This window comes from Cupriavidus sp. H39 (genome assembly GCF_050271075.1).
Lineage (GTDB): Bacteria > Pseudomonadota > Gammaproteobacteria > Burkholderiales > Burkholderiaceae > Cupriavidus > Cupriavidus necator_B.
This window is the reverse complement of record NZ_CP189848.1, coordinates 822,405-845,584: the sequence shown is the minus strand read 5'-3', so window position 1 is coordinate 845,584 and position 23,180 is coordinate 822,405. Positions and strand designations below refer to the sequence as shown.

Sequence of the window (23,180 nt, the reverse complement as noted above, 5' to 3'; positions counted from 1 at the left end):
CTTGTGCGGCGACTGTCGCGCCAGGATTGTCGGCCGACCATGGCGCCAGGGCAGGCCGGTCAGCATTGCCGCAATGCACCAGCGGACACTGCCTTCCGGCCCTGACAAGAATGCATAGTGGGCATGGCGCGATGACGCAACGCAGCGAAATACACATGACGGCAGCACAGGTACTCGCGCCTGGCCTGCGGACGCGAGTTCAATCCCCGTCGCCGTAGTCCTCGTCCGCGCCCTGGATGATCTTGCCGACCACCGCACGCGAAAAACCGCGTGCCACCATGAAGCGGATCTGCTTCGCCCGTGCCTCGGGCGTATCGGGCGGCGTACCGAAGCGCTTGCGCCAGACCTCGCGGGCACGCTCGGCCTCCGTGGCGCGCAGGCGCTCCTGCAGCTCGCCCAGTTGCTCGCTGTCCAGCTTGTGGGTCTTGGCCTCCTGCATCACGCGCGCGGTGCCATAGCGGGCGCCCCGTCGATGCACCAGGCTGTCGGCGAAGCGCTGGTTCGACAGCCAATTCTCGCGCTCCAGCGCGTCCAGCAATTGTTCCAGCTGCTCGGCCGACTCGGCATGGGGCGCCAGCTTGCGCGCCAGTTCGGCTCGGCTGTGCTCGCGGCGCGACAGGTAGCCGACGGCGCGGGCCTTCAGTGACAGCGGGGGACGGGTTGCCATGGGATGACCGGGAATCAGCGGATCGGAGACCGGCCCTGCGGGCCAAGCAAAAAGGCCGGGGCATCGGCGATGCCCCGGCCTTTCCGGATGGCGCAGCGGGCGCCGGCCCGATCAGTCTTCGATCGTTGCCGCCGCGGCCGCGGCCGTGGGGTTCATGGCCACCACGCCCAGTGCGGCGCGCACCTTGTTTTCGATTTCGTCGGCAATGTCCGGGTTCTCGCGCAGGTATTCGCGCGCGTTGTCCTTGCCCTGGCCGATCTTCTCGCCGTTGTAGCTGTACCAGGCGCCCGACTTCTCGACAATCTTGGCATCCACGCCCAGGTCGATGATCTCGCCCTGGCGCGAGATGCCCTGGCCGTAGAGGATGTCGAAGAAGGCCTCGCGGAACGGCGGCGACACCTTGTTCTTGACCACCTTGACCTTGGTCTCGTTGCCGATCACGTCGTCGCCCTTCTTGATCGAGCCGATGCGGCGGATATCCAGGCGCACCGAGGCGTAGAACTTCAGCGCGTTGCCGCCGGTGGTGGTTTCCGGCGAGCCGAACATCACGCCGATCTTCATGCGGATCTGGTTGATGAAGATCACCAGGCAGTTGGTGCGCTTGATGGTGCCGGTCAGCTTGCGCAGCGCCTGGCTCATCAGGCGGGCCTGCAGGCCGGGCAGCGAATCGCCCATTTCGCCTTCGATTTCGGCCTTGGGCACCAGCGCCGCCACCGAATCGATCACGATCAGGTCGATCGAGCCCGAGCGCACCAGCGCGTCGGTGATTTCCAGCGCCTGCTCGCCGGTGTCCGGCTGCGAGATCAGCAGGTCGCCGACACTCACGCCCAGCTTGGAGGCGTAGTTGACGTCCAGCGCGTGCTCCGCATCGATAAAGGCGCAGGTACCGCCCAGCTTCTGCATCTCGGCCACGACCTGCAGCGTCAGCGTGGTCTTGCCCGACGATTCCGGCCCGTAGATCTCGACCACGCGGCCGCGCGGCAAACCACCGACGCCAAGCGCGATATCCAGGCCGAGCGAACCGGTGGAAACCACCTGGATGTCCTTTTCGACCTCGCCGTCGCCCAGGCGCATGATCGAGCCCTTGCCGAACTGCTTCTCGATCTGGGAGAGCGCGGCGGCAAGCGCCTTTTGCTTCTCGGCGCTCACGCCGGCACCTGCCTTCTTGTCGTCCATGGTCGTCCTTGAGTCAATGGTGTATAAATAGGCCGCATGTGGCGCGGCACCGGCATTTGCCGGCATCAGCGCCGGCCCGGCTATCTGCGCGGCCGCACTCCAGGGGGTCTCCCCGGGCGGCCCCAGCGGAACGTGCGGGTACTGTATAAAAAAACAGTATGCTTGGCAAGCCCCTTCGCGCCGCGCGCCCCTGTTTGCGCACCGGTGCCGGCGATGCCGGCCAGGGTGGAGACAACCATGCGCATTCTGATCGCCGAAGATGACGACGTGCTGGCCGACGGCCTGACACGCTCGCTACGCCACTCTGGCTATGCCGTCGACCATGTCGCCAATGGCCTGGAAGCCGATTCGGCGCTGTCGACCCAGACCTTCGACCTGCTTATCCTCGACCTGGGCCTGCCGCGCATGAGCGGGCTCGAGGTGCTCAAGCGCCTGCGCGCGCGCGGCGCGATGCTGCCGGTGCTGATCCTGACCGCCGCCGACAGCGTCGACGAGCGCGTCAAGGGCCTGGACCTGGGTGCCGACGACTATATGGCCAAGCCCTTCGCCCTGTCCGAGCTGGAAGCGCGCGTGCGCGCGCTGGTGCGGCGCGGCGCCGGCGGCGGCGCCACGCTGATGCGGCACGGGCCGCTGGCCTACGACCAGGTCGGGCGCATCGCCTATCTGAACGACCAGATGCTGGATCTGTCCGCGCGCGAGATCGGCCTGCTCGAGATCCTGCTCACACGCAGCGGCCGCCTGGTATCGAAGGAACAGTTGGTGGACCACCTGTGCGAATGGGGCGAGGAAGTCAGCAACAACGCCATCGAGGTCTACGTGCACCGCCTGCGCAAGAAGATCGAGGTGGGCGGCATCCGCATCGCCACCGTGCGCGGGCTGGGCTATTGCCTGGAAAAATTCCAGCCGGCCGTGGCCGCGCCGCATTGATCGTACCGATCGCATGCAGGCCACGCGACTGACCTGAGCGCAACCTCGCCGACATGAGCCTGCTGCGACTGCCCTGGCGGCGCGTGCCCCGCACCGCGCCACCGCTGCCTCCCGCCCCGGACGCCACCGACCAGGACCTGGCGGACGCCCTGCCGCACCTGGAGGAAAGCACCGCCCATCCCGCACCGCGCTCGCTATTCGGCGAGATCCTCGACTGGATGCTGGCGCCGCTGCTGCTGCTCTGGCCGATGAGCATCGCCGTGACTTACCTGGTGGCCAAGTCGATCGCCAACGGCCCCTTCGACCGCGCGCTGGAAGCCAGCGCCATCGTGCTGTCGCAGCAGGTGCGCGAGGTCAACGGCCGCGTCACGCTGCAGCTGCCGCTGTCGGCGCGCGAGATCCTGCGCGCCGACGAGACCGACAACATCTACTACCAAGTGGTCGGCAAGCGCGGCGAGTACATCGCCGGCGACCATGACCTGCCGCTGCCTTCCGAGGAAGACCAGGGCCACGCGGGGCTGGTGTCGCTGCGCGATGACCGCGTGGCCGGCAACGACGTGCGCGTGGCCTACACGTATATCGAACTGAAGCAGGTCAGCGGCACCCAGCCGGTGCTGGTGCAGGTGGCCGAGACCCTGGACAAGCGCGCGCGCCTGGCCAACGAGATCATCAAGGGCGTGATCCTGCCGCAATTCGTGATCCTGCCGCTGGCGGTGGTGCTGGTGTGGTTCGGGCTGTCGCGCGGGCTGGCGCCGCTGACCGCGATCCAGCAGCGCATCCGTGCGCGCAACCCCGGCGATACCAGCCCCATCGACGAGCGCGCCGCGCCGCAGGAGATCACGCCGCTGGTGGGCTCGTTCAACGACCTGCTGGCACGCCTGGACCAGTCGGTGCAGACCCAGAAGCGCTTTATCGCCGATGCCGCGCACCAGATGAAGACGCCGCTGGCAGGCCTGCGCATGCAGGCCGAACTGGCGCAGCGCGAGCAGTCCCCCGAGGAGCTGCGGCGCTCGCTGGCGCAGATCGCCGGCAGCTCGGAACGCACCGCGCACCTGGTCACACAGCTGCTGTCGCTGGCGCGCATGGAGAACCTGGCCGGCACCGGCGGCATGGCCGCGCTGGACCTGGCAGCGCTGGCGCGCGAGGTGGTGAAGGACTGGCTGCCGCAGGCCTGGGCGCGCGACATCGACCTGGGCCTGGATGCCGACGACCATCCGGTGGTGGTCCAGGGCAATCGCCTGATGCTGACCGAGATGCTGAACAACTTGCTCGACAACGCCATCCGCTACACCCCGCGCGGCGGCCGGGCCACGGTGCGGGTCAGCGCCGATGCCTTTGAACCATTCGCTTACCTGGACGTGGAAGATACCGGCCCGGGCATTGCGCCGGCCGAGCGCGACCGCGTGATGGAACGCTTCTACCGCGTGCTGGGCACCAACACCGAAGGCAGCGGCCTGGGCCTGGCGATCGTGCGCGAAATCGTGCAGCAGCACGGCGGCGACGTCCAGATCTCCGACCACGTCTACCAGCAATCGCCACGGCTGGCCGGTGCGCATTTCCGCGTGACGCTGCGCCGCCCCGAGAACTTTCCCTCCGTATGAATGACAGTCCCACTCCCGGCGGCGCCGAAGCACGCCAGCGCCTCGCCTGGCACCGCAACCTGCGCTGGATCGGCGGCCTGCTCGCGGTCTGGTTCACGGTCACCTTCGTGGTGGCGTGGTTTGCGCGCGACCTGCGCTTCGACTTCTTTGGCTGGCCGTTTTCGTTCTGGGTCGGCGCGCAGGGGGCGCTGGTGGTCTACGTGCTGATGGCCGCGCTCTACGCCTGGCGCATGAACCATAGCGATGCCGAGGCCGAGCGCCCCGCCGCGCCACCGTCGGCGATGCCCTCGCAAGGCGCCTCGCGCGGGCCGGGCGCCGATGCTGCATAGCGGCACGCACGCAAGCCGCATTTCTGCGCGGCGCAGGCGCGCCGACCCTTGCAGCGCAGCATCCAAAGCCTTGCCGGCGGCTAGCGTATACCCCGACGGTTTTGCCGCCTGCGCGCCGGAATCTGTCAGACCGCAGTAAGTTTCGCAACCCACAATCCTCTGCAACTCTGGGCATAGTGGCCAGCCGCGCGGTGCTTCCCGCGCGCCACGCCCCGCCCGAGATTCATTCCAGACGGAGGAGACAAATGGCAAACGTGCAAAACGTCGCGGTGCCCGGAGGGGGCGCGCAGAACGCACCGATGACCCGTGAAGAGCGCAAGGTGATTCTTGCCTCATCGCTGGGTACGGTGTTCGAGTGGTACGACTTTTATCTATACGGCTCGCTCGCGGCCATTATCGCCAAGCAGTTCTTCGCCGGGCTTGACCCGACCTCGGCCTTCATCTTCGCGCTGCTCGCCTTCGCCGCCGGCTTTATCGTGCGGCCGTTCGGGGCCCTGGTGTTCGGTCGCCTGGGCGACATGATCGGGCGCAAGTACACCTTCCTGGTGACGATCCTGATCATGGGCATGTCGACCTTTATCGTCGGCCTGCTGCCCAGCTACGCCACCATCGGCTGGGCCGCGCCGATCATCCTGATCGCGTTGCGCATGCTGCAGGGCCTTGCGCTGGGCGGCGAGTACGGCGGCGCCGCCACCTACGTGGCCGAACACGCCCCGCACGGCAAGCGCGGTGCGTACACCTCGTGGATCCAGACCACGGCCACGCTGGGCCTGTTCCTGTCGCTGATCGTGATCCTGCTGTGCCGCGAGTTCACCGGCCCGAACTTCGAGACCTGGGGCTGGCGCATCCCGTTCCTGCTGTCGATCCTGCTGCTGGGGATGTCGGTGTACATCCGCCTGTCGATGAGCGAATCGCCGGCATTTCAGCGCATGAAGGCAGAGGGCAAGACCTCCAAGGCTCCGCTGACCGAGTCATTTGGCCAGTGGCGCAACCTCAAGATCGTGATCCTGGCCCTGCTCGGCTTGACCGCCGGCCAAGCCGTGGTGTGGTACACGGGTCAGTTCTACGCGCTGTTCTTCCTGACGCAGGTACTCAAGGTCGATGCCAAGACGGCCAACCTGCTGATCGCCGGCGCACTGGTGATCGGCACGCCGTTCTTCATCTTCTTCGGCTCGCTGTCCGACAAGATCGGCCGCAAGTGGATCATCCTGGCGGGCTGCGCGCTGGCCGTGCTGACCTACTTCCCGCTGTTCAAGGCGCTGACCCACTACGCCAACCCGGCGCTGGAGCGTGCCCAGCAATCGGCGCAGATCGTGGTGACCGCGGACCCGAAGCAGTGCTCGTTCCAGGGCAGCCCGATCGCCCGCGAAGTGGACTTCCGCAGTTCATGCGATATCGTCAAGCGCACGCTGGCCCAGGCATCGGCCAGCTATGAGGTGGTCAACGCTCCGGCGGGCACGGTGGCTTCGGTCAAGATCGGCGACAAGGAAATCAAGGCTTTCGACGCCAAGCTTGCCAACAGCAACAGCTTCGATGATGCCAGCAAGAGCCAGATCGCGGCGTTCAAGAAGGAAGTCGGCGGCGCCATGTCTTCGGCCGGGTATCCGTCCAAGGCCGATCCGGCGCAGATGAACACGATCATGGTGCTGGTGATCCTGGTCATCCTGGTGATCTACGTCACCATGGTCTACGGCCCGATCGCCGCCATGCTGGTGGAACTGTTCCCGACGCGCATCCGCTACACCTCGATGTCGCTGCCCTACCATATCGGCAACGGCTGGTTCGGCGGCCTGCTGCCCACCATCTCGTTCGCGCTGGTGGCACAGAACGGCAACATCTACTACGGCCTCTGGTACCCGATCATCATCGCTGCCATCACCTTCGTGATCGGCGCGCTGTTCGTTCGCGAGACCAAGGACGTGAACATCTACGCCAACGACTGAGCATTCGTGCGGCATTGACTAAAACGGCAGGCCCTGTGGCCTGCCGTTTTGTTTGAGCGAAGCGTCGTGCAAAATCTTCGCCGCAAGGTGTTGACAGCCTCGAAACCCTAGGTATAATCTCAGTCTTCGTTGGCGAATTAGCTCAGTCGGTTAGAGCGACGGAATCATAATCCGCAGGTCCGGGGTTCGAGTCCCTGATTCGCCACCATCTATTTGAAAAGCCGCGATCTCGCAAGAGATCGCGGCTTTTTGCTTTGGCTCCTCGCCAGCGCGGACGGGCACCCCAACCGGGGCAGCCCGACAGGCAACGCTTACCAGTAGCGCACGCGCCCGGTATCGATGTGCACGAATTGATCGGACTCGTAGTAGCCGACGCCCCCGCCCTGCAATGACTTGGCGGCGTCGCGCACGTCTGCCAGCGACACGCCGGCGAGCCGGATGTCGATGGCCTTGCCATCCATGTGCAGGCTGTGCTTGGCCACGCCACCGCCACGCGTGCTGCGCAGGCGCGAATTGGTGGCCGGGCTGCGGTAGCCGGAAATGACCTGGAACGGCTGGTCCGTGCCCAACTCGCGGCGGACCTGGAACAGCAGGTCGAACAACTGCGGATCGATGGTGCCGACCTTGCCCGAGTAATGGTCGCGCAGGAAGCCGTTGAGCGTCGTCAGCGCGTCGGGCACGAAGCGGTCGCCAACGGCATAGACCAGCGATACGCGCTCGCCGGTGTGGGTGTGATCGAAAGCCAATGTGCGGGCATCCGGCAGGCCCGCCATCGCCTGGTTGGCAGGCAGGCTGGCCAGCGCGCGGCGCGGGGCCAGCGGCATCAGGCCGGCGGCCAGCGCCAGGGTTCCGGTGGTATGAAGAAAGCGGCGGCGTGCCTTGCGCGTCGCGTCAGTCATGTTACTTCCTCTGAATGTGCGGGGGGCGCCTCAGTGAGCGACGCCGGAGGCGCTGGCAACAGCGCGCGGCTGGGGGCGCGCGGTGCGTTGCCGCAGCGCCTTGTCCAGCAATTTGTCGTGACCGTAGATGTCAGGCAAGAAGGATACACGACCATCGGCGCGCGCGATGACCGTGCCGTAAGCCAGCACCACCGGCAACGGCTGCTGCAGGCGCACCGTGTTGGACTTGCCACGCGTCATGGCTTCACGGATCCGGGTCTCGTTCCAGTCCGGCATATCCTGCAACACGAACTGGGCCAGCGCTACTGGGGCTTCCACGCGGATGCAGCCGTGGCTGAAGTCGCGCCGGTCGCGCTTGAACAGCTGCGGCGAGGGTGTGTGGTGCAGGTAGATGTTCTCGTTGTTGGGAAACACGAACTTGATGTCGCCCAGCGCGTTGAGCGGGCCGGGCCGCTGGCGGATGCGCAGGCTGCCGTTCAGCACGGCGTCGAGGTTCGCTTCGGACAAGGTGGTCACGGCCTTGCCGTCGCCGCCGACGAACTCCAGCCCCTGCCGGCTGAAATACGCCGGGTCGCGGCGCAGGCGCGGCACCGTCTCGCGGCGCGCGATCGACGGCGGGATATTCCAGTACGGGCTGAACTCGATATAGCGCATGTCCTCCTCGAACAGCGGCGTGCGCGTGTCGAGCGCCTTGCCGACGATCACCTTCATCTCCAGCTTGATGTCGAGCTTGCCGTCGCGGATCTCGTAGGCGCGCAGCATGAACTCCGGCACGTTGACCACGATCATGCGCGGGCCGTCCAGCGGGGTCCAGCGCATGCGCTCCATGGTCAGTTCGATCTGCCGCACGCGCTCGGCGATGGGCAGGTTCAGCTGCGCCAGCGTGGCCGCGCCGATCACGCCGTCGGCCTCCAGGCCATGGCGCGACTGGAAGGCCTTGACGCCATCGACCAGCGCGCCCTCGTAGCGGGCCGGCGGCTGCGTGCCGGCGGGCAGGTCGCCCAGCGCCACCAGGCGCGCGGTCAGCGCGCCGGCGCCCGCCCACGGCTGGCCCGGCGTCAGCTTGCTGGCCGGCAAGGGCGGCAGCGGCTGTTGCCACACCGGCTGCCTGGCGATGTCGCGGTAGTGGGCCAGGGCCTGGCGCAGCGTGCCGTAGAGCGGGAACGTGGGTGCCGCCTGGCGGATGGCATCCGGCAAACGGTGCTGGGCGACGGCCTCGCGCAGCCAGGTGGCGGCGTCGAAGGGCCGCTCCGCCTGTGGCGCAAAATTGGCCTGGACCGCGCGCGGGTTGATCCGTCCGCCGTGCAGGTCGGCCAGCATCCGCTCCATGGCGGCGCTCAGCGCGGCATCGAGCCGGGCCGCGGCATCGGGTGGCAACGCCGGGCCGCTGGCGGCCTGGGTCACGGCCTGGCGCAAAGGTTCGGCATCGTAGTCGCGCGGATCGAGACCGTCGGTGGCCGCGGCAGCCAGTGCGTCCACCGCCTGCCTGGCTTCGGGCACCGGCCGGCCCTGCACGAACCACATCGGCTCGTTGGCAAAGGCCGGCACGGCAAGCCACGCGGCGCAGGCAATGGCGACGGCGCCAAGGCCGCGCACGACAGCATTCAGGGTCTGGGGCATCAGGCGGATAGCTCGGATTCGTCACAGATGCCAACAGTCTACCCGCGATGGCGGACCGGCGCGGCCCGACGCGCCCAACCCGGCAGGCGCCCTTCACCACACCAGTTGATGCCGGCGCGCGTAGTCCACCATCTCGACCAGCGAGCCCACATGCAGCTTGGCCATGATATTGGCCTTGTGCGTGCTGACGGTCTTGCTGCTGATCAGCAGCTGCGCGGCGATCGACTTGTTGGAGTGTCCGCGTGCCAGGTACTGGAGGATGGTGATCTCGCGGTTGCTCAACCGCGGCAGGCCGGCCTGCTGCTGCTCGCCGAGCTGGCGCACCGTCTCAAGCGTTTGCAGCGGAAACACCAGGTAGCCGCTCAGCACGCCGCGCACGGCCTGCATCACTTCGTCCAGGCCACGCTGCTTGACCACGAAGCCGTGGGCGCCGGCGCGCAAGGCCCGCACCGGCGCCTGGGCCGCCTCGGTGCCGGACAGCACCAGCAGCGCCACGGACGGCAGCGTGGCCGCCACCCGCCGGACGAAGTCGAGGCCGGGATTGCCGAAGCGCTCGACATCGACCAGCACCAGGCCGGGCCGCTGTTCGCGGGCGAGGCGGAATCCCTCCCTGACACCATCCGTTTCCAGTACCTCGTCCCCATCGAATTTGGCGGCAAGTTCGGCGCACAACAAGGTGCGGAACTTCGAGGGTGCGTCGACGATCAGCGCGGGTGGCAATTCATGGCTCCTTAACAACTGGCGAGGGATTGGCCAGGCGGCTGGCTATGCCAAGGTTAAGGGCCCTGAGGTGCCTTGATGCGCCGAATTCTCACTGCGCTGACGCAGCGGATTCTGCACGAGAGTCAGGCTTTTCCTTCGATGACGCGGCTAGCGTCAATTGCCTGCGGCGTCGCGCGATGCGGTGCGCGTGGGGGCTCGCTGCGCGCGGCCGCGGCATCGACGCCGCGGCCAGTCATTCCGTGCCGGCAGGCAGGAAGCGCGGCGCGGGCGCCGAGCGCGGCAGCTCGCGCTCGCCCTGCTGGTACAGCCGGTACGTGCCCCGTGCCTGGTTGTGCGGATGGCGCGCGGCCTCGTCCAGCGTCAGCACGCGCGCGAAGCACACGTCGGTGCCGCCCAGCACGGATTCCCAGTGGGTGCTGGGCTTATTGGCAATGGTGGCGGCGATGCGGGCCTTCACCGCCGGCCACTGTGCGCGGTCGTACTGCGCGGCCGGGTCGATGTCAGTCAGTTCGAGGCGCTCGAGCAGTTCGCGGTAGAACTGCGGCTCCAGCGCGCCCAGGGTGATGGCGCGTCCGTCCGCGCACGGGAACACGTCGTAGAACGGTGAATCATGGAACGGGCTCGGTTGCGGGCCGCCCAGCGTGCCGGCCGCCCGCGACACCTGCACCAGCGAGCCGAGCATGGCGACGATATCGGTGATGGCGGCATCCACCACGCAGCCCTCGCCGCTGGCGCGCGCGCTGAGGATGGCGCTGGTAATGCCGAAGGCCAGCCCGAGCGCGCCGGTGGCATCGCCCATCACCGTGGGAGGCACCATCGGCAGGCTGCCTTCGCGCGCGGCCATCGACAGCAGGCCGGTCAGCGCAATGTAGTTGAGATCGTGGCCGGCGCTCTGCGACAGCGGGCCGGTCTGGCCCCAGCCGGTCATGCGGCCATAGACCAGCCGGGGATTGCGGGCATGGCAGGCCTTGGGCCCCAGGCCCAGGCGTTCCATCGCGCCGGGACGCAGCCCCTCGATCAGCGCGTCGGCGCCGGCCACCAGGTCCAGCGCGGCCGCAACATCCTCGGGCGCCTTCAGGTTCAGCTGCACCACGCGCTTGCCGTGCTCCAGCTCCATCTCGGCCGGCACCGGCTGCCCGCGCAGGATGCGGCGCGCGTCGGGAGCCACCGGGCGCGTGACCAGCGTGACCTCGGCGCCGAGGCCGGCCAGCATGGCACCGCACAACGGCCCGGGGCCGATGCCTTCGAATTCCACTACCTTGATACCGCGCAGGGGCTGCAGGTTGCCGCGCTCACTCATGATCGTTGTCTCCGGTTCGCTGCCCGCGCGTGCCAGGCGGGGCCGCTTGCATTGGTGGTTGGATCGGTCTGCCCTTCGCCGCATGGGGGCCATGCTGGCCGCGGGGCTCGGGAGCATGCTACGCGTCGCCGTGTTGACGGGGCAATGGCCAAATGCTTCAGCCGGATTGACGGAATCCGTCAGGCCGCCCCCCCAACCGGTTATCGCACCAGAAATTCGGACAGTTCCTATGCGACTTGATCTGAATCGCATCGTGGCAGGACACTAGGGGGCATGATGGTTCCAGATGGCGTTGCGGCCACATGGTCGCGGCGCTTGCCGACAGCCCCCATCCAGGAGATTCCGCCATGACCCATATCGTCCTCGCCACCGACGGCTCGGCCTTCAGCGACGCCGCGGCACGTTTTATTGCCGAAGGCAAGCTGCTGCAGAACGGCTTCACCGTCCATGTCGTGCACGTGGCGCCCGAAGTAAGCGGCCAGGTGCGCGCCTTTGTCAGCAAGGAAACCATCGACGACTGGCACAAGGAAGCCAGCGACAAGGCGATGGCGGGGGTCTGCGACATCCTCGCCGCGGCCAATGTGCCATTCGAGCGGCACCCGCTGCACGGTTTCGCGCCCGAGCGCATCGTCGGCTATGCGCGTTCGGTCGGCGCGGCCGCCATCGTGATGGGCACGCATGGCCGTGGGTCGTTCTTCGATGCGGTGATCGGTTCGGTGGCAGGGCGCGTTCTGGCGCAGGCCGACTGCCCGGTGCTGCTGGTCAAGGCGCCGGAAAAGAAGGGCTAAGCAGCGGCACGGCGGGCGGCGTAGAGCGCCCGCGTTCCGGCAAGCCTCAAGCGCCCCACAGGGGCGCTTCGTCCATCAGCGCGACCTGTTCGCGAAGTTCCAGGATGCGGTCCTGCCAGTAGCGCGCGGTACCGAACCACGGGAACGCGGCCGGAAAGGCCGGGTCGGCCCAGCGGCTGGCCAGCCAGGCGCTGTAGTGCAGCAGCCGCAGCGTGCGCAGCGCTTCCACCAGCCACAGCTCGCGCGTCTGGAATTCCGAAAAATCCTCGTAGCCGGCCACGATGTCGGCAAGCTGGCCTTGCATCGCCGCGCGGTCGCCCTCGAGCAGCATCCAGATGTCCTGGATCGCCGGGGCCATGCGGCTGTCGTCGAAGTCGACAAAATGCGGGCCGGGCTCGCCGTGGGCGCCGCCGCGCGCGTCGTCCTCGTCGATCCACAGCACATTGCCGCGATGGCAGTCGCCATGAACGCGCAGCAGCCGCACGTCGCCGGCGCGCTCATAGCAACGCCGCACGCCGTCCAGCGCCAGTTGCGCCACCGACTGCCACGCGGGCAGGAGATCCGCCGGAATGCAGCCGCTGGCCAGCAACCAGTCGCGCGGGGTGATGCCGAAGGTGTCGAGATCCAGCGCTGGGCGCGCCTGGTACGGCTGGGTTGCACCCAGCGCATGGATGCGGCCGATGAAGCGGCCCAGCCAGGTCAGCGTATCAGCGCGGTCCAGCGCCGGCTCGCGGCCGCCGCAGCGGGGGAAGACGGCAAAGCGGAAGCCGGCGTGATGCAGCAGCGTACCGGCCTCGCCCGGCGCCAGCGCCATGGCTGGCACCGCGGGAATCTCGGCGTCGGCCAGTTGCTGCACGAACGCGTGTTCTTCAAGGATGGCCGCATCGGTCCAGCGGCCCGGGCGATAGAACTTGGCGATGACCGGTGGGGCATCCTCGATGCCCACCTGCCAGACGCGGTTCTCGTAGCTGTTGAGCGCCAGCAGACGCCCGTCGGGGCGCAGGCCGGCGCCCTCGAGCGCGTCCAGCATCAGCTCCGGCGTCAGGCCGGCATAGGGCACACCGGAGTCGGCGGGAGCGTCGGAGGCGTGCATGGTGCCGGCCGGCTCCGCTCAGCGCGCCGGCTTGCGGCTGCCGCCCAGCAGCGCCGCCTGCGGCGCCGGACGGCGGTTGCGCGCCGGTGCCGGCGCGGCATCATGCGGCTGGCGCGCGGGCTGGGCCGCGGCCCGTTGCGGGCGCGCCTGGTCCTGGCCATCGCGGCGCGGCGCGGGGTTGCGCGCGCCGGCGGGCTGGGCGGCACGGTTGCCGTTGGCGGCACCGTTGCCGCGCTGGCCGCCCTGGCCCTGCCGCGGCGCACCCTGTCCGCCCTGCGCGCCCTGCCCCTGGCGGGCCGGACGCTGGCGCTGCGCGCCCTCGCTGTCGCCGGCCGGACGCGCTTCGGCCCGTGCGCGGCCCTGGCCCTGGCCCTGTCCGCCGCCGCGCTGCTGGCGGCCCTTCTGAATCGGCTCGGGCGCGATGCTGGGGTCGACTTCGAAGCCCGGCAGCACGGTCTGTTCGAGCTTGCGCTTGATCAGGCGTTCGATATCGCGCAGCAGCGCCACTTCGTCCACGCAGACCAGCGAGATCGCCTCGCCCTCGGCGCCGGCGCGGCCGGTGCGGCCGATACGGTGGACATAATCCTCCGGCACGTTGGGCAGGTCGAAGTTGACCACGTGCGGCAGCTGGTCGATGTCGATGCCGCGCGCGGCGATATCGGTTGCCACCAGCAGCCGCAGCGTGCCGGCCTTGAATTCGGACAGCGCGCGCGTGCGTGCCGACTGGCTCTTGTTGCCGTGGATCGCCAGCGCCGACAGGCCTTCCTTGGTCAGCTGCTCGGCCAGGCGGTTGGCGCCGTGCTTGGTGCGCGTGAACACCAGCACCTGGTGCCAGTCATGCTGGCGCACCAGGTGGGCCAGCAGTTCGCGCTTGCGTTCGCGATCGACCGGGTAGACGCGCTGGTCGACGGTCTCGGCGGTGGTATTGCGCCGCGCGACTTCGATCGACGCGGGGTTGTTCAGCAGGCGGTCGGCCAGCGCGCGGATATCGTCCGAGAACGTTGCCGAGAACAGCAGGTTCTGGCGCTTTGCCGGCAGCACGTTGAGGATCTTGCGGATATCGTGGATGAAGCCCATGTCGAGCATGCGGTCGGCTTCATCGAGCACCAGCAGTTCCACCTGCGACAGGTCGATGGTGCGCTGTGACACGTGGTCCAGCAGGCGGCCAGGCGTGGCCACGACAATCTCCACGCCGCGCTTGAGCTGCTCGATCTGCGGGTTGATGCCGACCCCGCCGAACATCACCATCGAGCGCAGGCGCAGGTACTTGCCGTAGTTGCGAACGCTCTCTTCGACCTGCGCCGCCAGTTCGCGCGTGGGCGTCAGCACCAGCGCGCGCACGGCCACGCGGCCGGGGCGCTGGGCGCCGCCGGCGTGGCGTGGCGCGGTTTCGGACAGCAGCTGCAGCATCGGCAGCGTAAAGCCGGCGGTCTTGCCGGTGCCGGTCTGGGCGCCGGCAAGCAGGTCGCCGCCCTTGAGGACGGCGGGAATGGCCTGGGCCTGGATCGGGGTCGGGGTGGTGTAGCCCTGTTCGGCTACGGCACGCACAATCTTGTCGGACAAGCCGAGTTCAGAAAAAGACATGAATTGCTGCTTGGGCCATCGCTGCGCACGCGGTGCGCCAAACGCCGGATGGCTCCTTGTAATCGATCGGAATCGGAACGCGAACGCCGGGAAGCCGGCCTGGCAGGGCACCGGCCCGCCCGCGGAGGAAAGAGCGCTAGTGTACCAGTCTGGCGCAGGCGGATTATGCACCCGCTTCGGCACCGGTTTCCGCCGCGAATGCGCGCCGGCGCACATCGGGTCTGCGCAGGTGGCGCTGCGCTATCATGACCGCCTCTGTCCGCCCCGCTTCTGCGGCCCGGCCCCTCGCCTCGCCTGCCCCGGAAAGCCGCCATGCGCTTGCGTTTCCTCGAAGACCAGGAAGTCATCCTGCTTGCGGCCATCCCGGTCGGGATCATTGCCGCCATCGCCACCACGCTGTTCAAGGAGGCGCTGGACGGCGCCGGCGTCGTGCTGTTTTCCAGCCATGCCGACGTGGTCACCGTGTTCGCCACGCTGGCGCTGGCGTGGCGCGTAGTGGTGCCGGCAGTGGGCGGCGCCCTCGCCGGCGGCCTGCTGGTGCTGGCCAACCGCCTGGCCCGCACCCATCCCGGCGCGACCGACTATATGGAAGCGGTCGCCAATGGCAGCGGCCGGCTGCCGGTGCGCATCACCCTGCTGCGCGCGCTGTCGTCGTTCTGTTCGATCGTCAGCGGCAGCTCGGTCGGCAAGGAAGGCGCGATGATCCAGCTGGCGGCGCTGTGCGGGTCGCTGTTCCCCACGACCCGGCTCGAGCGCGGCGGCGGCTCCAACATGCGCCGCATGCTGACCGCCTGCGGCGCCGCGGCGGGCCTGGCCACCGTGTACCACACCCCGTTTTCTGCCGCGGTCTTTGTCGCCGAAGTGGTGTTCGGCGCGCTCGCGGTGCAGCGCCTGATGCCGCTGTTCCTGGCTTCGGTGGCCGGCGCCATGGTCAGCCAGTGGCACGGCGGGCTGCAGCCGCTCTACCCCGGCCTCGACATCGCCCCGGACCTGCGCCCCCAGATCCTGCTGGCCGCGGCGGCGCTGGGCGTGGCCGCCGGCATCGCCGGCGCGTTGTTCCTGCGCGCGGCCGGCTTCGCGCGCAGCCGTTTCGCGGTGCTGCCGGGCGGGCTGGTGGCGCGGCTGGCGCTGGGCGGCGCGCTGGTCGGCGCGCTGGCAATGGCGGTGCCGGAAGTGGTCGGCAACGGCTATTCGACCATCCAGACCCTGCTGCAGGAGCAGCCGCTGAGCGTGCCGGTGGCGGCCGTGCTGCTGGCCAAGCTGGCGGCCACGGTGATCAGCATGGGCTCGGGCGCGGTCGGCGGCGTGTTCACGCCGTCGCTGTTCGTCGGTGCGGCGCTGGGCCAGTTGCTGGCGCTCGGCATGCCGGGCGCGGCGGCGGGCGCGGCGCCGCTGCTGCCGCTGGTGGGCATGAGCGCCTTCCTGGCGGCCACCAGCCAGGCGCCGTTGATGTCGGTGCTGATGGTGTTCGAGATGACGCTGGCGCCCGCGCTGCTGCTGCCGTCGATGATCGGCGCGGTGGCGGCGTACTACACCGCGTCGCGCTGCCAGACGCTGTCGCTGTACAGCGTGATCGCCGAGCGCGCGCAGGCGTCGGCGGCCGCCGAACAGGCCCGCACGCTGACGCTGGCCGGCCTGTGCGACCCGACCGACACCGTGCTCGACCCCAACGCCACGCTGGCGGCCGCCGCCGACAAGTTTGCCGAAACCGGCACGCGCTACCTGTATCTGGTGCGCGCGGACGGCAAGCTGCTCGGCGCGCTGTCGATCCATGCGCTGCAGCGCGCGCAGCGCGAGGGGGCGCCGGATGATGTGCTGGCGCTGGCCGAGCGCGACTTTCCGGCGCTGACGCCGGACTCGCGCCTGCGCGATGCGCTGGCGGTGTTCGCCGAGCACGGCATCAACCGCATCCCGCTGGTGCGCGACGCGGCCAGCCGCGAACTGATGGGCACGGTATCCAAGCAACGCGTGCTGCAAGAGGCATCCTGCCTGTTCTGAACGCGCTCCGGTCCATGCACCGGAGCGGCCGCGAGCGGGTAAAATGCCCGGTTGCGCCCGCCCTCGGGCCGTTCCCGCCAATGCTTCGCCCCTTTGCCGGAGTTCTCCCATGCCAGCAGGTCGTGATACGCGCCGCGAGGCACCGAAGTCGATCCAGTCTTCGCGCCTGGCGCGGCTGGCCTGCGGCGCGGCCCTGATACTGGGGGCGGCCGGTGCGATGGCCCAGCCGGTACGGGCGATTCCGGCGGATGCACCAGCGGCGAAACTGGTGCTCGCCACGCCGTCGGCCGGTGCGCCGCAGGCAGCCACGCTCGACGGCAAGACCGTAGGCGTGGCGCCCGGGCTGCGCCTGTTCGGCACCGACAACCAGTTGCTGGCCAGCGCCGCAGTGGCGGGCCGGAAGCTGCCGGTGCGGTACAAGCTTGACCTGTACGGCCAGTTGCTGACCGCATGGGTGCTGAGCGAGTCCGAACAGCAGGCGCTGAAGAAATAACCACCCCCGAAGTGCGACCGGCGCGCCCCACGCGCCGGCCGTGTTGTTGCCACACCCTGATGCCCCCAGGTCAACCACTGAGATCGGCATATGAAGAAAGTTTTCGTCAAGACGTACGGCTGCCAGATGAACGAGTATGACTCGGACAAGATGGTCGACGTCCTCAACGCCAGCCAGGGGCTGGAAGCCACCGACCGCGTCGAAGACGCCGACGTGATCCTGTTCAACACCTGCTCGGTGCGCGAGAAGGCGCAGGAGAAAGTGTTCTCGGAACTGGGGCGGATGAAGGCGCTCAAGGCCGCCAAGCCCGACCTGGTGATCGGCGTGGGCGGCTGCGTGGCCAGCCAGGAAGGCGCCAGCATCGTAGCGCGCGCGCCGTATGTCGACGTGGTGTTCGGCCCGCAGACGCTGCACCGCCTGCCTGACCTGATCGCGCGCCGCCAGCGCACCGGCCAGTCGCAGGTGGATATCTCCTTCCCCGAGATCGAGAAGTTCGACCACCTGCCGCCGGCGCGCGTCGAGGGCCCGAGCGCCTTCGTCTCGATCATGGAAGGCTGCTCCAAGTACTGCAGCTACTGCGTGGTGCCGTACACCCGCGGCGAGGAAGTATCGCGGCCGTTCGAGGATGTGCTGGCCGAAGTGGCTGGCCTGGCCGAACAGGGCGTGCGCGAAGTCACGCTGCTGGGCCAGAACGTCAACGCCTACCGCGGCAAGATGGGCGATACCGCCGAGATTGCCGACTTCGCGCTGCTGATCGAGTATGTGGCCGAGATTCCCGGCATCGAGCGCATCCGCTACACCACCAGCCACCCGAAGGAATTCACCTCGCGCCTGGTCGAGCTGTACGGCCGTTGCGACAAACTGGTGAACCACCTGCACCTGCCGGTGCAGCACGCGTCCGACCGCATCCTGATGGCGATGAAGCGCGGCTACAGCGTGCTGGAATACAAGAGCATCATCCGCAAGCTGCGCGCGCTGCGGCCCGACATGTCGATGTCGTCGGACTTTATCGTCGGCTTTCCCGGCGAAACCGATGCCGACTTCGACAAGCTGATGGCGATGATCGAGGAAATCGGTTACGACACCTCGTTCTCGTTCATCTTCAGCCCGCGCCCCGGCACGCCCGCCGCCAACCTGCACGACGATACCCCGCGCGAGGTCAAGCTGCGCCGGCTGCAGCGGCTGCAGGCCACGATCGAGGAAAACGTGCAGCGCATCAGCCAGAACATGGTCGGCACGGTGCAGCGCATCCTGGTCGAGGGCCCGGCGCGCAAGGACCCGACCGAGCTGCACGGCCGCACCGAGAACAACCGCGTGGTCAACTTCGCCCTGCCAGGCGTGCCGCAGGCGGGCCGCGACCGGCTGGTCGGCCAGCTGGTCGAGGTCAGCATCACCCAGGCGTTCCCGCACTCGCTGCGCGGCGAGATCGTGGTGCGCCAGTAAGGCACCCGCAACCGAGGCCATCGCCCACCGATGAAAATCCCTTCCGCAGAATTTGTCGCCCCCCGGGACGACAACACCCGGCTGCAGAACCTGTGCGGCCCGCTCGACGAGAACCTGCGCCAGATCGAGCAGGCGCTGGACGTGACCATCCAGCGCCGCGGCCACCGCATGACCATCCGTGGCAACCACGCGCAGGACGCCGCGCTGGCGCTGGAGCGTTTCTACAACCACGCGCGTACGCCGCTGTCGATCGACGACGTGCAGCTGGGCCTGGTCGAGACCCGCCAGCTCAGCGCGCATGGCAGCTATCTGCCCGGCAACGGCAATGACGACGAGGCCGAGCGCGAGGAAGGCGACGAATCGCCGATGCTGCATACCCGCCGCCCCGGCCTGCAGGGCCGCACCGTGGCGCAGCGCGACTACCTGCGCAATATCCTGTCGCACGACCTGACCATGGGCATCGGCCCGGCCGGCACCGGCAAGACCTACCTGGCGGTGGCGTGCGCGGTCGACGCGCTGGAGCGCGACGCGGTCAAGCGCATCGTGCTGACGCGTCCCGCGGTGGAAGCCGGCGAACGGCTCGGCTTCCTGCCCGGCGACCTGGCGCAGAAGGTGGACCCCTACCTGCGGCCGCTGTACGACGCGCTGTACGACCTGCTCGGCTTCGACCGCACGCAGAAGATGTTCGAGCGCCAGATGATCGAGATCGCGCCGCTGGCCTACATGCGCGGGCGCACGCTGAACCATGCCTTTATCATCCTGGACGAGGCGCAAAACACCACGCCTGAGCAGATGAAGATGTTCCTGACGCGCATCGGCTTCGGCTCCAGGGCGGTGATCACCGGCGACACCACGCAGATCGACCTGCCCAAGGGGCAGAAAAGCGGCCTGGTGGAAGCGCAGCATGTGCTGCGCGACGTGCGCGGCATCGCCTGCACCCGCTTTACCAGCATCGACGTGGTGCGCCATCCGCTGGTGGCGCGCATTGTCGATGCCTATGACGAATACCACGCCCAGCACAAGGACGCGTAATTGAAATCCCCCAACTCCAAGTCTTCCGCCGTCAGCCTGACCCTGTTCGATAACGAAGGCCGCGCGCGCAAGAGCGCCGCGCACGCGCTGCGGGTGCAGCTGCCCGACGGCCGCAGCCTGACGCTGGACCTGTCGCAGGCCGCCGACGGCGTGGTCGCGCTGCTGGCCGAACACACCGATACCCACCAGCAGGCCGGCCTGCTGGTGCGCCCGGACAACCATGACGCGCTGTCGGTGGCGGTGACCGCCACGCCGCTGACCACCACCACCGGCACCCCGGCCACGCCGCCGGCACTGGAGCTGGAAGTCCAGCACGGCGACGGCATCGGCAAGGGCAACGGCCTGCCGGCACGGCGCAAGCTGGAGACCTGGGTCAAGTCGGCGCTGTACGCCGACGCCGCGCTGACCATCCGCTTCGTCGGCGAGGAAGAGGGCCGCACGCTGAACCGCACCTATCGCGGCAAGGACTACGCCACCAATGTGCTGACCTTCGCCTATGCCGAGCGCGAGGACGACCCGGTCACCGGCGACATCGTGCTGTGCTGCCCGGTAGTGGAAGCCGAGGCGCGTGAACAGCGCAAGCCGCTTGAGGCGCATTACGCCCACCTGGTCGTGCATGGCGTACTGCACGCGCAAGGCTACGAACACGAGGACGACGCCGAGGCCGAGGAAATGGAAGCGATCGAGACCGAGACGCTGCAGGCGCTCGGCTATGCCGATCCCTACCGGGCCGAGAAAGCCGAACGGGCCGCGTGATGCGGCTGCCGCAGGCGGCGCCGACAAGCGTCTCCTGCGGCACATATCCATCGCGGTCGCGGGCCGCCGTCACGGGCCCGGCGGGCTTTTAGTGTATCCTTCAGACGATCTCCACCACGCGCTCGCCGCGAAATGAACGACCCCTATCCCAGTTCGAAGCCCGCTTACCTGAAGCAGGCCGATCGGCCCAGATCGCTGCTCGAACGCCTGTCAGACCTGATCTCCCCCGAGCCGGACACCCGCGCGGAATTGCTTGAAGTGCTTCAGGAAGCGCATGAGCGCAACCTGATCGACGCCGATTCCCTGTCGATGATCGAGGGCGTGTTCCAGGTCTCCGAACTGACCGCCGCCGACATCATGGTGCCGCGCGCGCAGATGGATATGGTCAATATCGCCGACGCGCCGGAGACCTTCATCCCGTTCATGCAGCAGACCGCGCACTCGCGCTTTCCGGTCTATGAAGGCAGCCGCGACAACATCATCGGCATCCTGCTGGCCAAGGACCTGCTGCGCTACTACACCGATCCCGCCTTCGACCTGCGCGAAACCCTGCGCCCGGCGGTGTTCATCCCCGAATCCAAGCGCCTGAACATCCTGCTGCGCGATTTCCGCATCAACCGCAACCATATCGCCATGGTCGTCGACGAGTACGGCGGCGTGGCCGGGCTGGTGACGATCGAGGACGTGCTGGAGCAGATCGTGGGCGATATCGAGGACGAATTCGACCTCGACGAAGACCAGGACAATATCCTGCCGATGCCCGACGGCAGCTGGCGCGTGCACGGCCTGACCGAGATCGCGCAGTTCAACGAGGCCTTCGGCACGGGCTTCTCCGACCACGATGTCGACACCGTCGGCGGGCTGCTGTCCAACCACGTGGGCCACGTGCCCCATCGCGGCGAGATCATCACGCTGCCGCCGATCCGCTTCGAGGTGCTGCGCGCCGACGCGCGGCAGGTGCATCTGCTGCACGTGCACCGCGAAACCAGCGCCGACAGCGCCAGCGCGGCCAGCGCATGAAGCTTCCCGCCCCGTTCTTCAACGGCGCCGCTGCCGACGCCGCCCCGGCGGGCGTGCCTGGCGCGCGCGCGCATTCGCGCGCCGCGACGCTGGCGCGGCTGCTGCTGGCCGGCGTGCTCGGCATCGCCCATACCCAGGCCTTCGCCCCGCATGACTGGTGGTGGCTGCAGATCCTGTCGCTGGCCGGACTGGCCGCGCTGATGGCCGATGCCCAGCGTACGCGCGCGGCCGGCGCTATCGGCTTTGCCTTCGGGCTGGGCTGGTTCCTGTCCGGCATCTGGTGGCTCTTTATCAGCATGCACGTGTACGGCGAGATGCCGTCGTGGATGGCCGCGCTGGCGGTGGTGCTGTTCTCGGGCTACCTGTCGCTCTACCCCGCGCTGGCCGGGGCGCTATGGCACCGGCTGACGGCGCGCCTCCCCGCAGGCACGCTGCTTGCGCCGCTGGCGTTCGGCGCGGCGTGGGGCCTGACTGAATGGCTGCGCGGCGTGGTGTTCACCGGCTTCCCGTGGCTGTCAGGCGGCTATGCGCACGCCGACGGCCCGCTGGCGGGCTTCGCGCCGGTGCTGGGCGTGTACGGCATCGGCGCGCTGGCGGCCGCCGTGGCGGCGCTGCTGGCGGCCGCGGTGCGCGGGCTGGGCAGTGGCGAACGGCACCGCGCGCTGGGCGCGCTGGCGCTGGCGCTGCTACTGCCCGCCGCCGGCGCGGTGCTGGCGCCGCTGGCCTGGACCACGCCCGCGGGCAAGCCGCTGACAGTGCGGCTGCTGCAAGGCAACGTGGCGCAGGACATCAAGTTCGAACCCGCCGGCATCCAGCGCTCGATCGAGCTGTACCGCGACATGATCACCGCGGTGCCGGCCGACCTGGTGGTGACGCCCGAAACCGCGTTCCCGGTGATCCTGCAGGAGTTGCCGGTCGACGTGGCCGTCGCCGTGCGTGACTACGCGCTGGCCAGCGGCACCACGGTGCTGTTCGGCGCCGCCGGCGCCGACTCGCCGGTCGACTTCACCAACAGCGTGTTCGGCCTGGGCCCGGAAACCGAGCGCCTGTACCGCTACAACAAGCACCACCTGGTGCCGTTCGGCGAATTCATCCCGCTGGGCTTTCGCTGGTTCGTCGACATGATGAAGATGCCGCTGGGCGACTTCCGCCGCGGCGGGCTGGACCAGGCCTCGCTGCCGGTGCGCGGTGTGCGCGTGGCGCCGAACATCTGCTACGAGGATCTGTTCGGCGAAGAGATCGCGCAGACGCTGCGCCAGCAGCCGGCGCCGGCCAACCTGCTGGCCAACCTGACCAACCTGGCGTGGTTCGGCGACACCATCGCGCTGGACCAGCACCTGCAGATCTCGCGCATGCGCGCGCTGGAAACGCGCCGGCCGATGCTGCGCTCGACCAATACCGGCATGACTGCGGTGGTGCGCCCGGACGGCTCGGTGCAGCAACGCCTGCCGACCTTCACCGTCGGCACGCTGACGGCCGAGGTGCAGGGCATGCAGGGGCTGACGCCCTATATCCGTTGGGGCAATGCGCCGGTGCTGGCACTGTTTGCGCTGGTGCTGGGGCTGGCGGCGTGGCGCGCGCGCAAAGTGCGCGACGCGGGCTGAAGGCACAGGGCGAGGCAAACACCGGACGCGGCGGGATCACCGCTGCAGGTCCGGTGCGGGTGGTGGCGCGTCAGATAAGCGCCGGCAGGTTCAGCTCAGCAGCCCGGTCACCACGGACACGGTGGCCGCGGCGATCATGACCGCGATTGCGACCAGATAAGGTTTGCGAGAAAGAAGTGCCATG

General features: G+C 68.5%; 20 protein-coding genes and 1 tRNA gene. 13 read left to right on the top strand and 8 right to left on the bottom strand.

The window, feature by feature from the left end; genetic code table 11:
* Nucleotides 1-199 precede the first annotated feature (199 nt).
* Together recX and recA are read right to left on the bottom strand one after the other, a co-directional pair.
* A complete protein-coding gene (recX, locus tag ACOCMH_RS19385) occupies nt 200-667 on the bottom strand; it encodes a recombination regulator RecX (RefSeq protein WP_427312579.1) in 468 nt (155 codons plus the stop codon).
* Between the two features lie 111 nt (nt 668-778).
* Nucleotides 779-1,843 (bottom strand): recombinase RecA, encoded by a 1,065-nt coding sequence (gene recA / locus ACOCMH_RS19380; RefSeq protein ID WP_171514123.1) that lies wholly within the window; start codon nt 1,841-1,843, stop codon nt 779-781.
* 237 nt (nt 1,844-2,080) lie between these two features.
* Between recA and ACOCMH_RS19375 the strand changes: the two genes are divergently transcribed.
* The 5 genes from ACOCMH_RS19375 to ACOCMH_RS19355 all read left to right on the top strand — a co-directional run bounded on the left by ACOCMH_RS19375 (nt 2,081) and on the right by ACOCMH_RS19355 (nt 6,851).
* A complete protein-coding gene (locus ACOCMH_RS19375; RefSeq protein WP_012351826.1) occupies nt 2,081-2,770 on the top strand; it encodes a response regulator in 690 nt (229 codons plus the stop codon).
* A 53-nt stretch (nt 2,771-2,823) separates the two neighbouring features.
* Entirely contained in the window at nt 2,824-4,371 is a 1,548-nt protein-coding gene (locus tag ACOCMH_RS19370; RefSeq protein ID WP_427312578.1) for a sensor histidine kinase N-terminal domain-containing protein, read from the top strand.
* Nucleotides 4,368-4,700 (top strand): DUF4212 domain-containing protein, encoded by a 333-nt coding sequence (locus ACOCMH_RS19365; protein ID WP_427312577.1) that lies wholly within the window; start codon nt 4,368-4,370, stop codon nt 4,698-4,700. The genes ACOCMH_RS19370 and ACOCMH_RS19365 overlap by 4 nt, the downstream gene beginning before the upstream one ends.
* Nucleotides 4,701-4,945: 245 nt before the next feature.
* Nucleotides 4,946-6,643 (top strand): MFS transporter, encoded by a 1,698-nt coding sequence (locus tag ACOCMH_RS19360; protein WP_427312576.1) that lies wholly within the window; start codon nt 4,946-4,948, stop codon nt 6,641-6,643.
* Nucleotides 6,644-6,774: 131 nt separating this feature from the next.
* Nucleotides 6,775-6,851, top strand: a tRNA-Met gene (locus tag ACOCMH_RS19355).
* A 103-nt stretch (nt 6,852-6,954) separates the two neighbouring features.
* Here ACOCMH_RS19355 and ACOCMH_RS19350 read toward each other — a convergent pair.
* The 4 genes from ACOCMH_RS19350 to ACOCMH_RS19335 form a co-directional block, all read right to left on the bottom strand.
* On the bottom strand, nt 6,955-7,542 hold the full coding sequence (locus ACOCMH_RS19350; RefSeq protein WP_427312575.1) for a YcbK family protein: 588 nt from the start codon (nt 7,540-7,542) through the stop codon (nt 6,955-6,957).
* A 30-nt stretch (nt 7,543-7,572) separates the two neighbouring features.
* On the bottom strand, nt 7,573-9,162 hold the full coding sequence (locus ACOCMH_RS19345) for a L,D-transpeptidase family protein (protein ID WP_427312574.1): 1,590 nt from the start codon (nt 9,160-9,162) through the stop codon (nt 7,573-7,575).
* 93 nt (nt 9,163-9,255) lie between these two features.
* The gene (locus ACOCMH_RS19340) at nt 9,256-9,882 is read right to left on the bottom strand and encodes a LuxR C-terminal-related transcriptional regulator (protein ID WP_427312573.1); all 627 of its coding nucleotides are present in this window, start codon (nt 9,880-9,882) and stop codon (nt 9,256-9,258) included.
* Nucleotides 9,883-10,117: 235 nt separating this feature from the next.
* Nucleotides 10,118-11,185 (bottom strand): CaiB/BaiF CoA transferase family protein, encoded by a 1,068-nt coding sequence (locus ACOCMH_RS19335; RefSeq protein WP_427312572.1) that lies wholly within the window; start codon nt 11,183-11,185, stop codon nt 10,118-10,120.
* A gap of 347 nt (nt 11,186-11,532) precedes the next feature.
* On the opposite strand from ACOCMH_RS19335, the gene ACOCMH_RS19330 reads away from it, so the two are divergent.
* Entirely contained in the window at nt 11,533-11,973 is a 441-nt protein-coding gene (locus ACOCMH_RS19330) for a universal stress protein (protein WP_427312571.1), read from the top strand.
* A gap of 46 nt (nt 11,974-12,019) precedes the next feature.
* On the opposite strand, the gene ACOCMH_RS19325 is transcribed toward ACOCMH_RS19330, so the two are convergent.
* Together ACOCMH_RS19325 and ACOCMH_RS19320 are read right to left on the bottom strand one after the other, a co-directional pair.
* Complete coding sequence (locus tag ACOCMH_RS19325) at nt 12,020-13,066, bottom strand: serine/threonine protein kinase (RefSeq protein ID WP_427312570.1); 1,047 nt, start codon at nt 13,064-13,066, stop codon at nt 12,020-12,022.
* Between the two features lie 18 nt (nt 13,067-13,084).
* Nucleotides 13,085-14,650 carry a DEAD/DEAH box helicase gene (locus tag ACOCMH_RS19320; protein WP_427312569.1) on the bottom strand — a complete coding sequence of 522 codons (1,566 nt, stop codon included), beginning with the start codon at nt 14,648-14,650 and terminating at the stop codon, nt 13,085-13,087.
* Between the two features lie 312 nt (nt 14,651-14,962).
* Here ACOCMH_RS19320 and ACOCMH_RS19315 point away from each other — a divergent pair, with 312 nt between their 5' ends.
* The 7 genes from ACOCMH_RS19315 (at nt 14,963) to lnt (ending at nt 22,996) form a co-directional block, all read left to right on the top strand.
* Complete coding sequence (locus ACOCMH_RS19315) at nt 14,963-16,648, top strand: ClcB-like voltage-gated chloride channel protein (RefSeq protein WP_427312568.1); 1,686 nt, start codon at nt 14,963-14,965, stop codon at nt 16,646-16,648.
* Nucleotides 16,649-16,757: 109 nt separating this feature from the next.
* Entirely contained in the window at nt 16,758-17,141 is a 384-nt protein-coding gene (locus ACOCMH_RS19310; RefSeq protein ID WP_427312567.1) for a hypothetical protein, read from the top strand.
* A gap of 90 nt (nt 17,142-17,231) precedes the next feature.
* Nucleotides 17,232-18,584, top strand: coding sequence for a tRNA (N6-isopentenyl adenosine(37)-C2)-methylthiotransferase MiaB (miaB, locus tag ACOCMH_RS19305; protein WP_427312566.1), 1,353 nt, complete (start codon nt 17,232-17,234; stop codon nt 18,582-18,584).
* Nucleotides 18,585-18,614: 30 nt separating this feature from the next.
* Complete coding sequence (locus ACOCMH_RS19300) at nt 18,615-19,616, top strand: PhoH family protein (RefSeq protein ID WP_427312565.1); 1,002 nt, start codon at nt 18,615-18,617, stop codon at nt 19,614-19,616.
* The gene (gene ybeY, locus ACOCMH_RS19295; protein WP_427312564.1) at nt 19,617-20,372 is read left to right on the top strand and encodes an rRNA maturation RNase YbeY; all 756 of its coding nucleotides are present in this window, start codon (nt 19,617-19,619) and stop codon (nt 20,370-20,372) included.
* A gap of 132 nt (nt 20,373-20,504) precedes the next feature.
* Nucleotides 20,505-21,392: an HlyC/CorC family transporter gene (locus ACOCMH_RS19290; protein ID WP_427312563.1), complete on the top strand. Its 888-nt coding sequence runs from the start codon at nt 20,505-20,507 to the stop codon at nt 21,390-21,392.
* Nucleotides 21,389-22,996, top strand: a complete 1,608-nt coding sequence (lnt, locus tag ACOCMH_RS19285; protein WP_427312562.1) for an apolipoprotein N-acyltransferase — start codon at nt 21,389-21,391, stop codon at nt 22,994-22,996. The genes ACOCMH_RS19290 and lnt overlap by 4 nt, the downstream gene beginning before the upstream one ends.
* Nucleotides 22,997-23,180: the final 184 nt, after the last annotated feature.

Coding starts and splice junctions, on each gene's coding strand:
- recX (WP_427312579.1), bottom strand. CDS start 667: ATGGCAACCCGTCCCCCGCTGTCACTGAAGGCCCGCGCCGTCGGCTAC.
- recA (WP_171514123.1), bottom strand. CDS start 1,843: ATGGACGACAAGAAGGCAGGTGCCGGCGTGAGCGCCGAGAAGCAAAAG.
- ACOCMH_RS19375 (WP_012351826.1), top strand. CDS start 2,081: ATGCGCATTCTGATCGCCGAAGATGACGACGTGCTGGCCGACGGCCTG.
- ACOCMH_RS19370 (WP_427312578.1), top strand. CDS start 2,824: ATGAGCCTGCTGCGACTGCCCTGGCGGCGCGTGCCCCGCACCGCGCCA.
- ACOCMH_RS19365 (WP_427312577.1), top strand. CDS start 4,368: ATGAATGACAGTCCCACTCCCGGCGGCGCCGAAGCACGCCAGCGCCTC.
- ACOCMH_RS19360 (WP_427312576.1), top strand. CDS start 4,946: ATGGCAAACGTGCAAAACGTCGCGGTGCCCGGAGGGGGCGCGCAGAAC.
- ACOCMH_RS19350 (WP_427312575.1), bottom strand. CDS start 7,542: ATGACTGACGCGACGCGCAAGGCACGCCGCCGCTTTCTTCATACCACC.
- ACOCMH_RS19345 (WP_427312574.1), bottom strand. CDS start 9,162: ATGCCCCAGACCCTGAATGCTGTCGTGCGCGGCCTTGGCGCCGTCGCC.
- ACOCMH_RS19335 (WP_427312572.1), bottom strand. CDS start 11,185: ATGAGTGAGCGCGGCAACCTGCAGCCCCTGCGCGGTATCAAGGTAGTG.
- ACOCMH_RS19330 (WP_427312571.1), top strand. CDS start 11,533: ATGACCCATATCGTCCTCGCCACCGACGGCTCGGCCTTCAGCGACGCC.
- ACOCMH_RS19325 (WP_427312570.1), bottom strand. CDS start 13,066: ATGCACGCCTCCGACGCTCCCGCCGACTCCGGTGTGCCCTATGCCGGC.
- ACOCMH_RS19320 (WP_427312569.1), bottom strand. CDS start 14,650: ATGTCTTTTTCTGAACTCGGCTTGTCCGACAAGATTGTGCGTGCCGTA.
- ACOCMH_RS19315 (WP_427312568.1), top strand. CDS start 14,963: ATGCGCTTGCGTTTCCTCGAAGACCAGGAAGTCATCCTGCTTGCGGCC.
- ACOCMH_RS19310 (WP_427312567.1), top strand. CDS start 16,758: ATGCCAGCAGGTCGTGATACGCGCCGCGAGGCACCGAAGTCGATCCAG.
- miaB (WP_427312566.1), top strand. CDS start 17,232: ATGAAGAAAGTTTTCGTCAAGACGTACGGCTGCCAGATGAACGAGTAT.
- ACOCMH_RS19300 (WP_427312565.1), top strand. CDS start 18,615: ATGAAAATCCCTTCCGCAGAATTTGTCGCCCCCCGGGACGACAACACC.
- ACOCMH_RS19290 (WP_427312563.1), top strand. CDS start 20,505: ATGAACGACCCCTATCCCAGTTCGAAGCCCGCTTACCTGAAGCAGGCC.
- lnt (WP_427312562.1), top strand. CDS start 21,389: ATGAAGCTTCCCGCCCCGTTCTTCAACGGCGCCGCTGCCGACGCCGCC.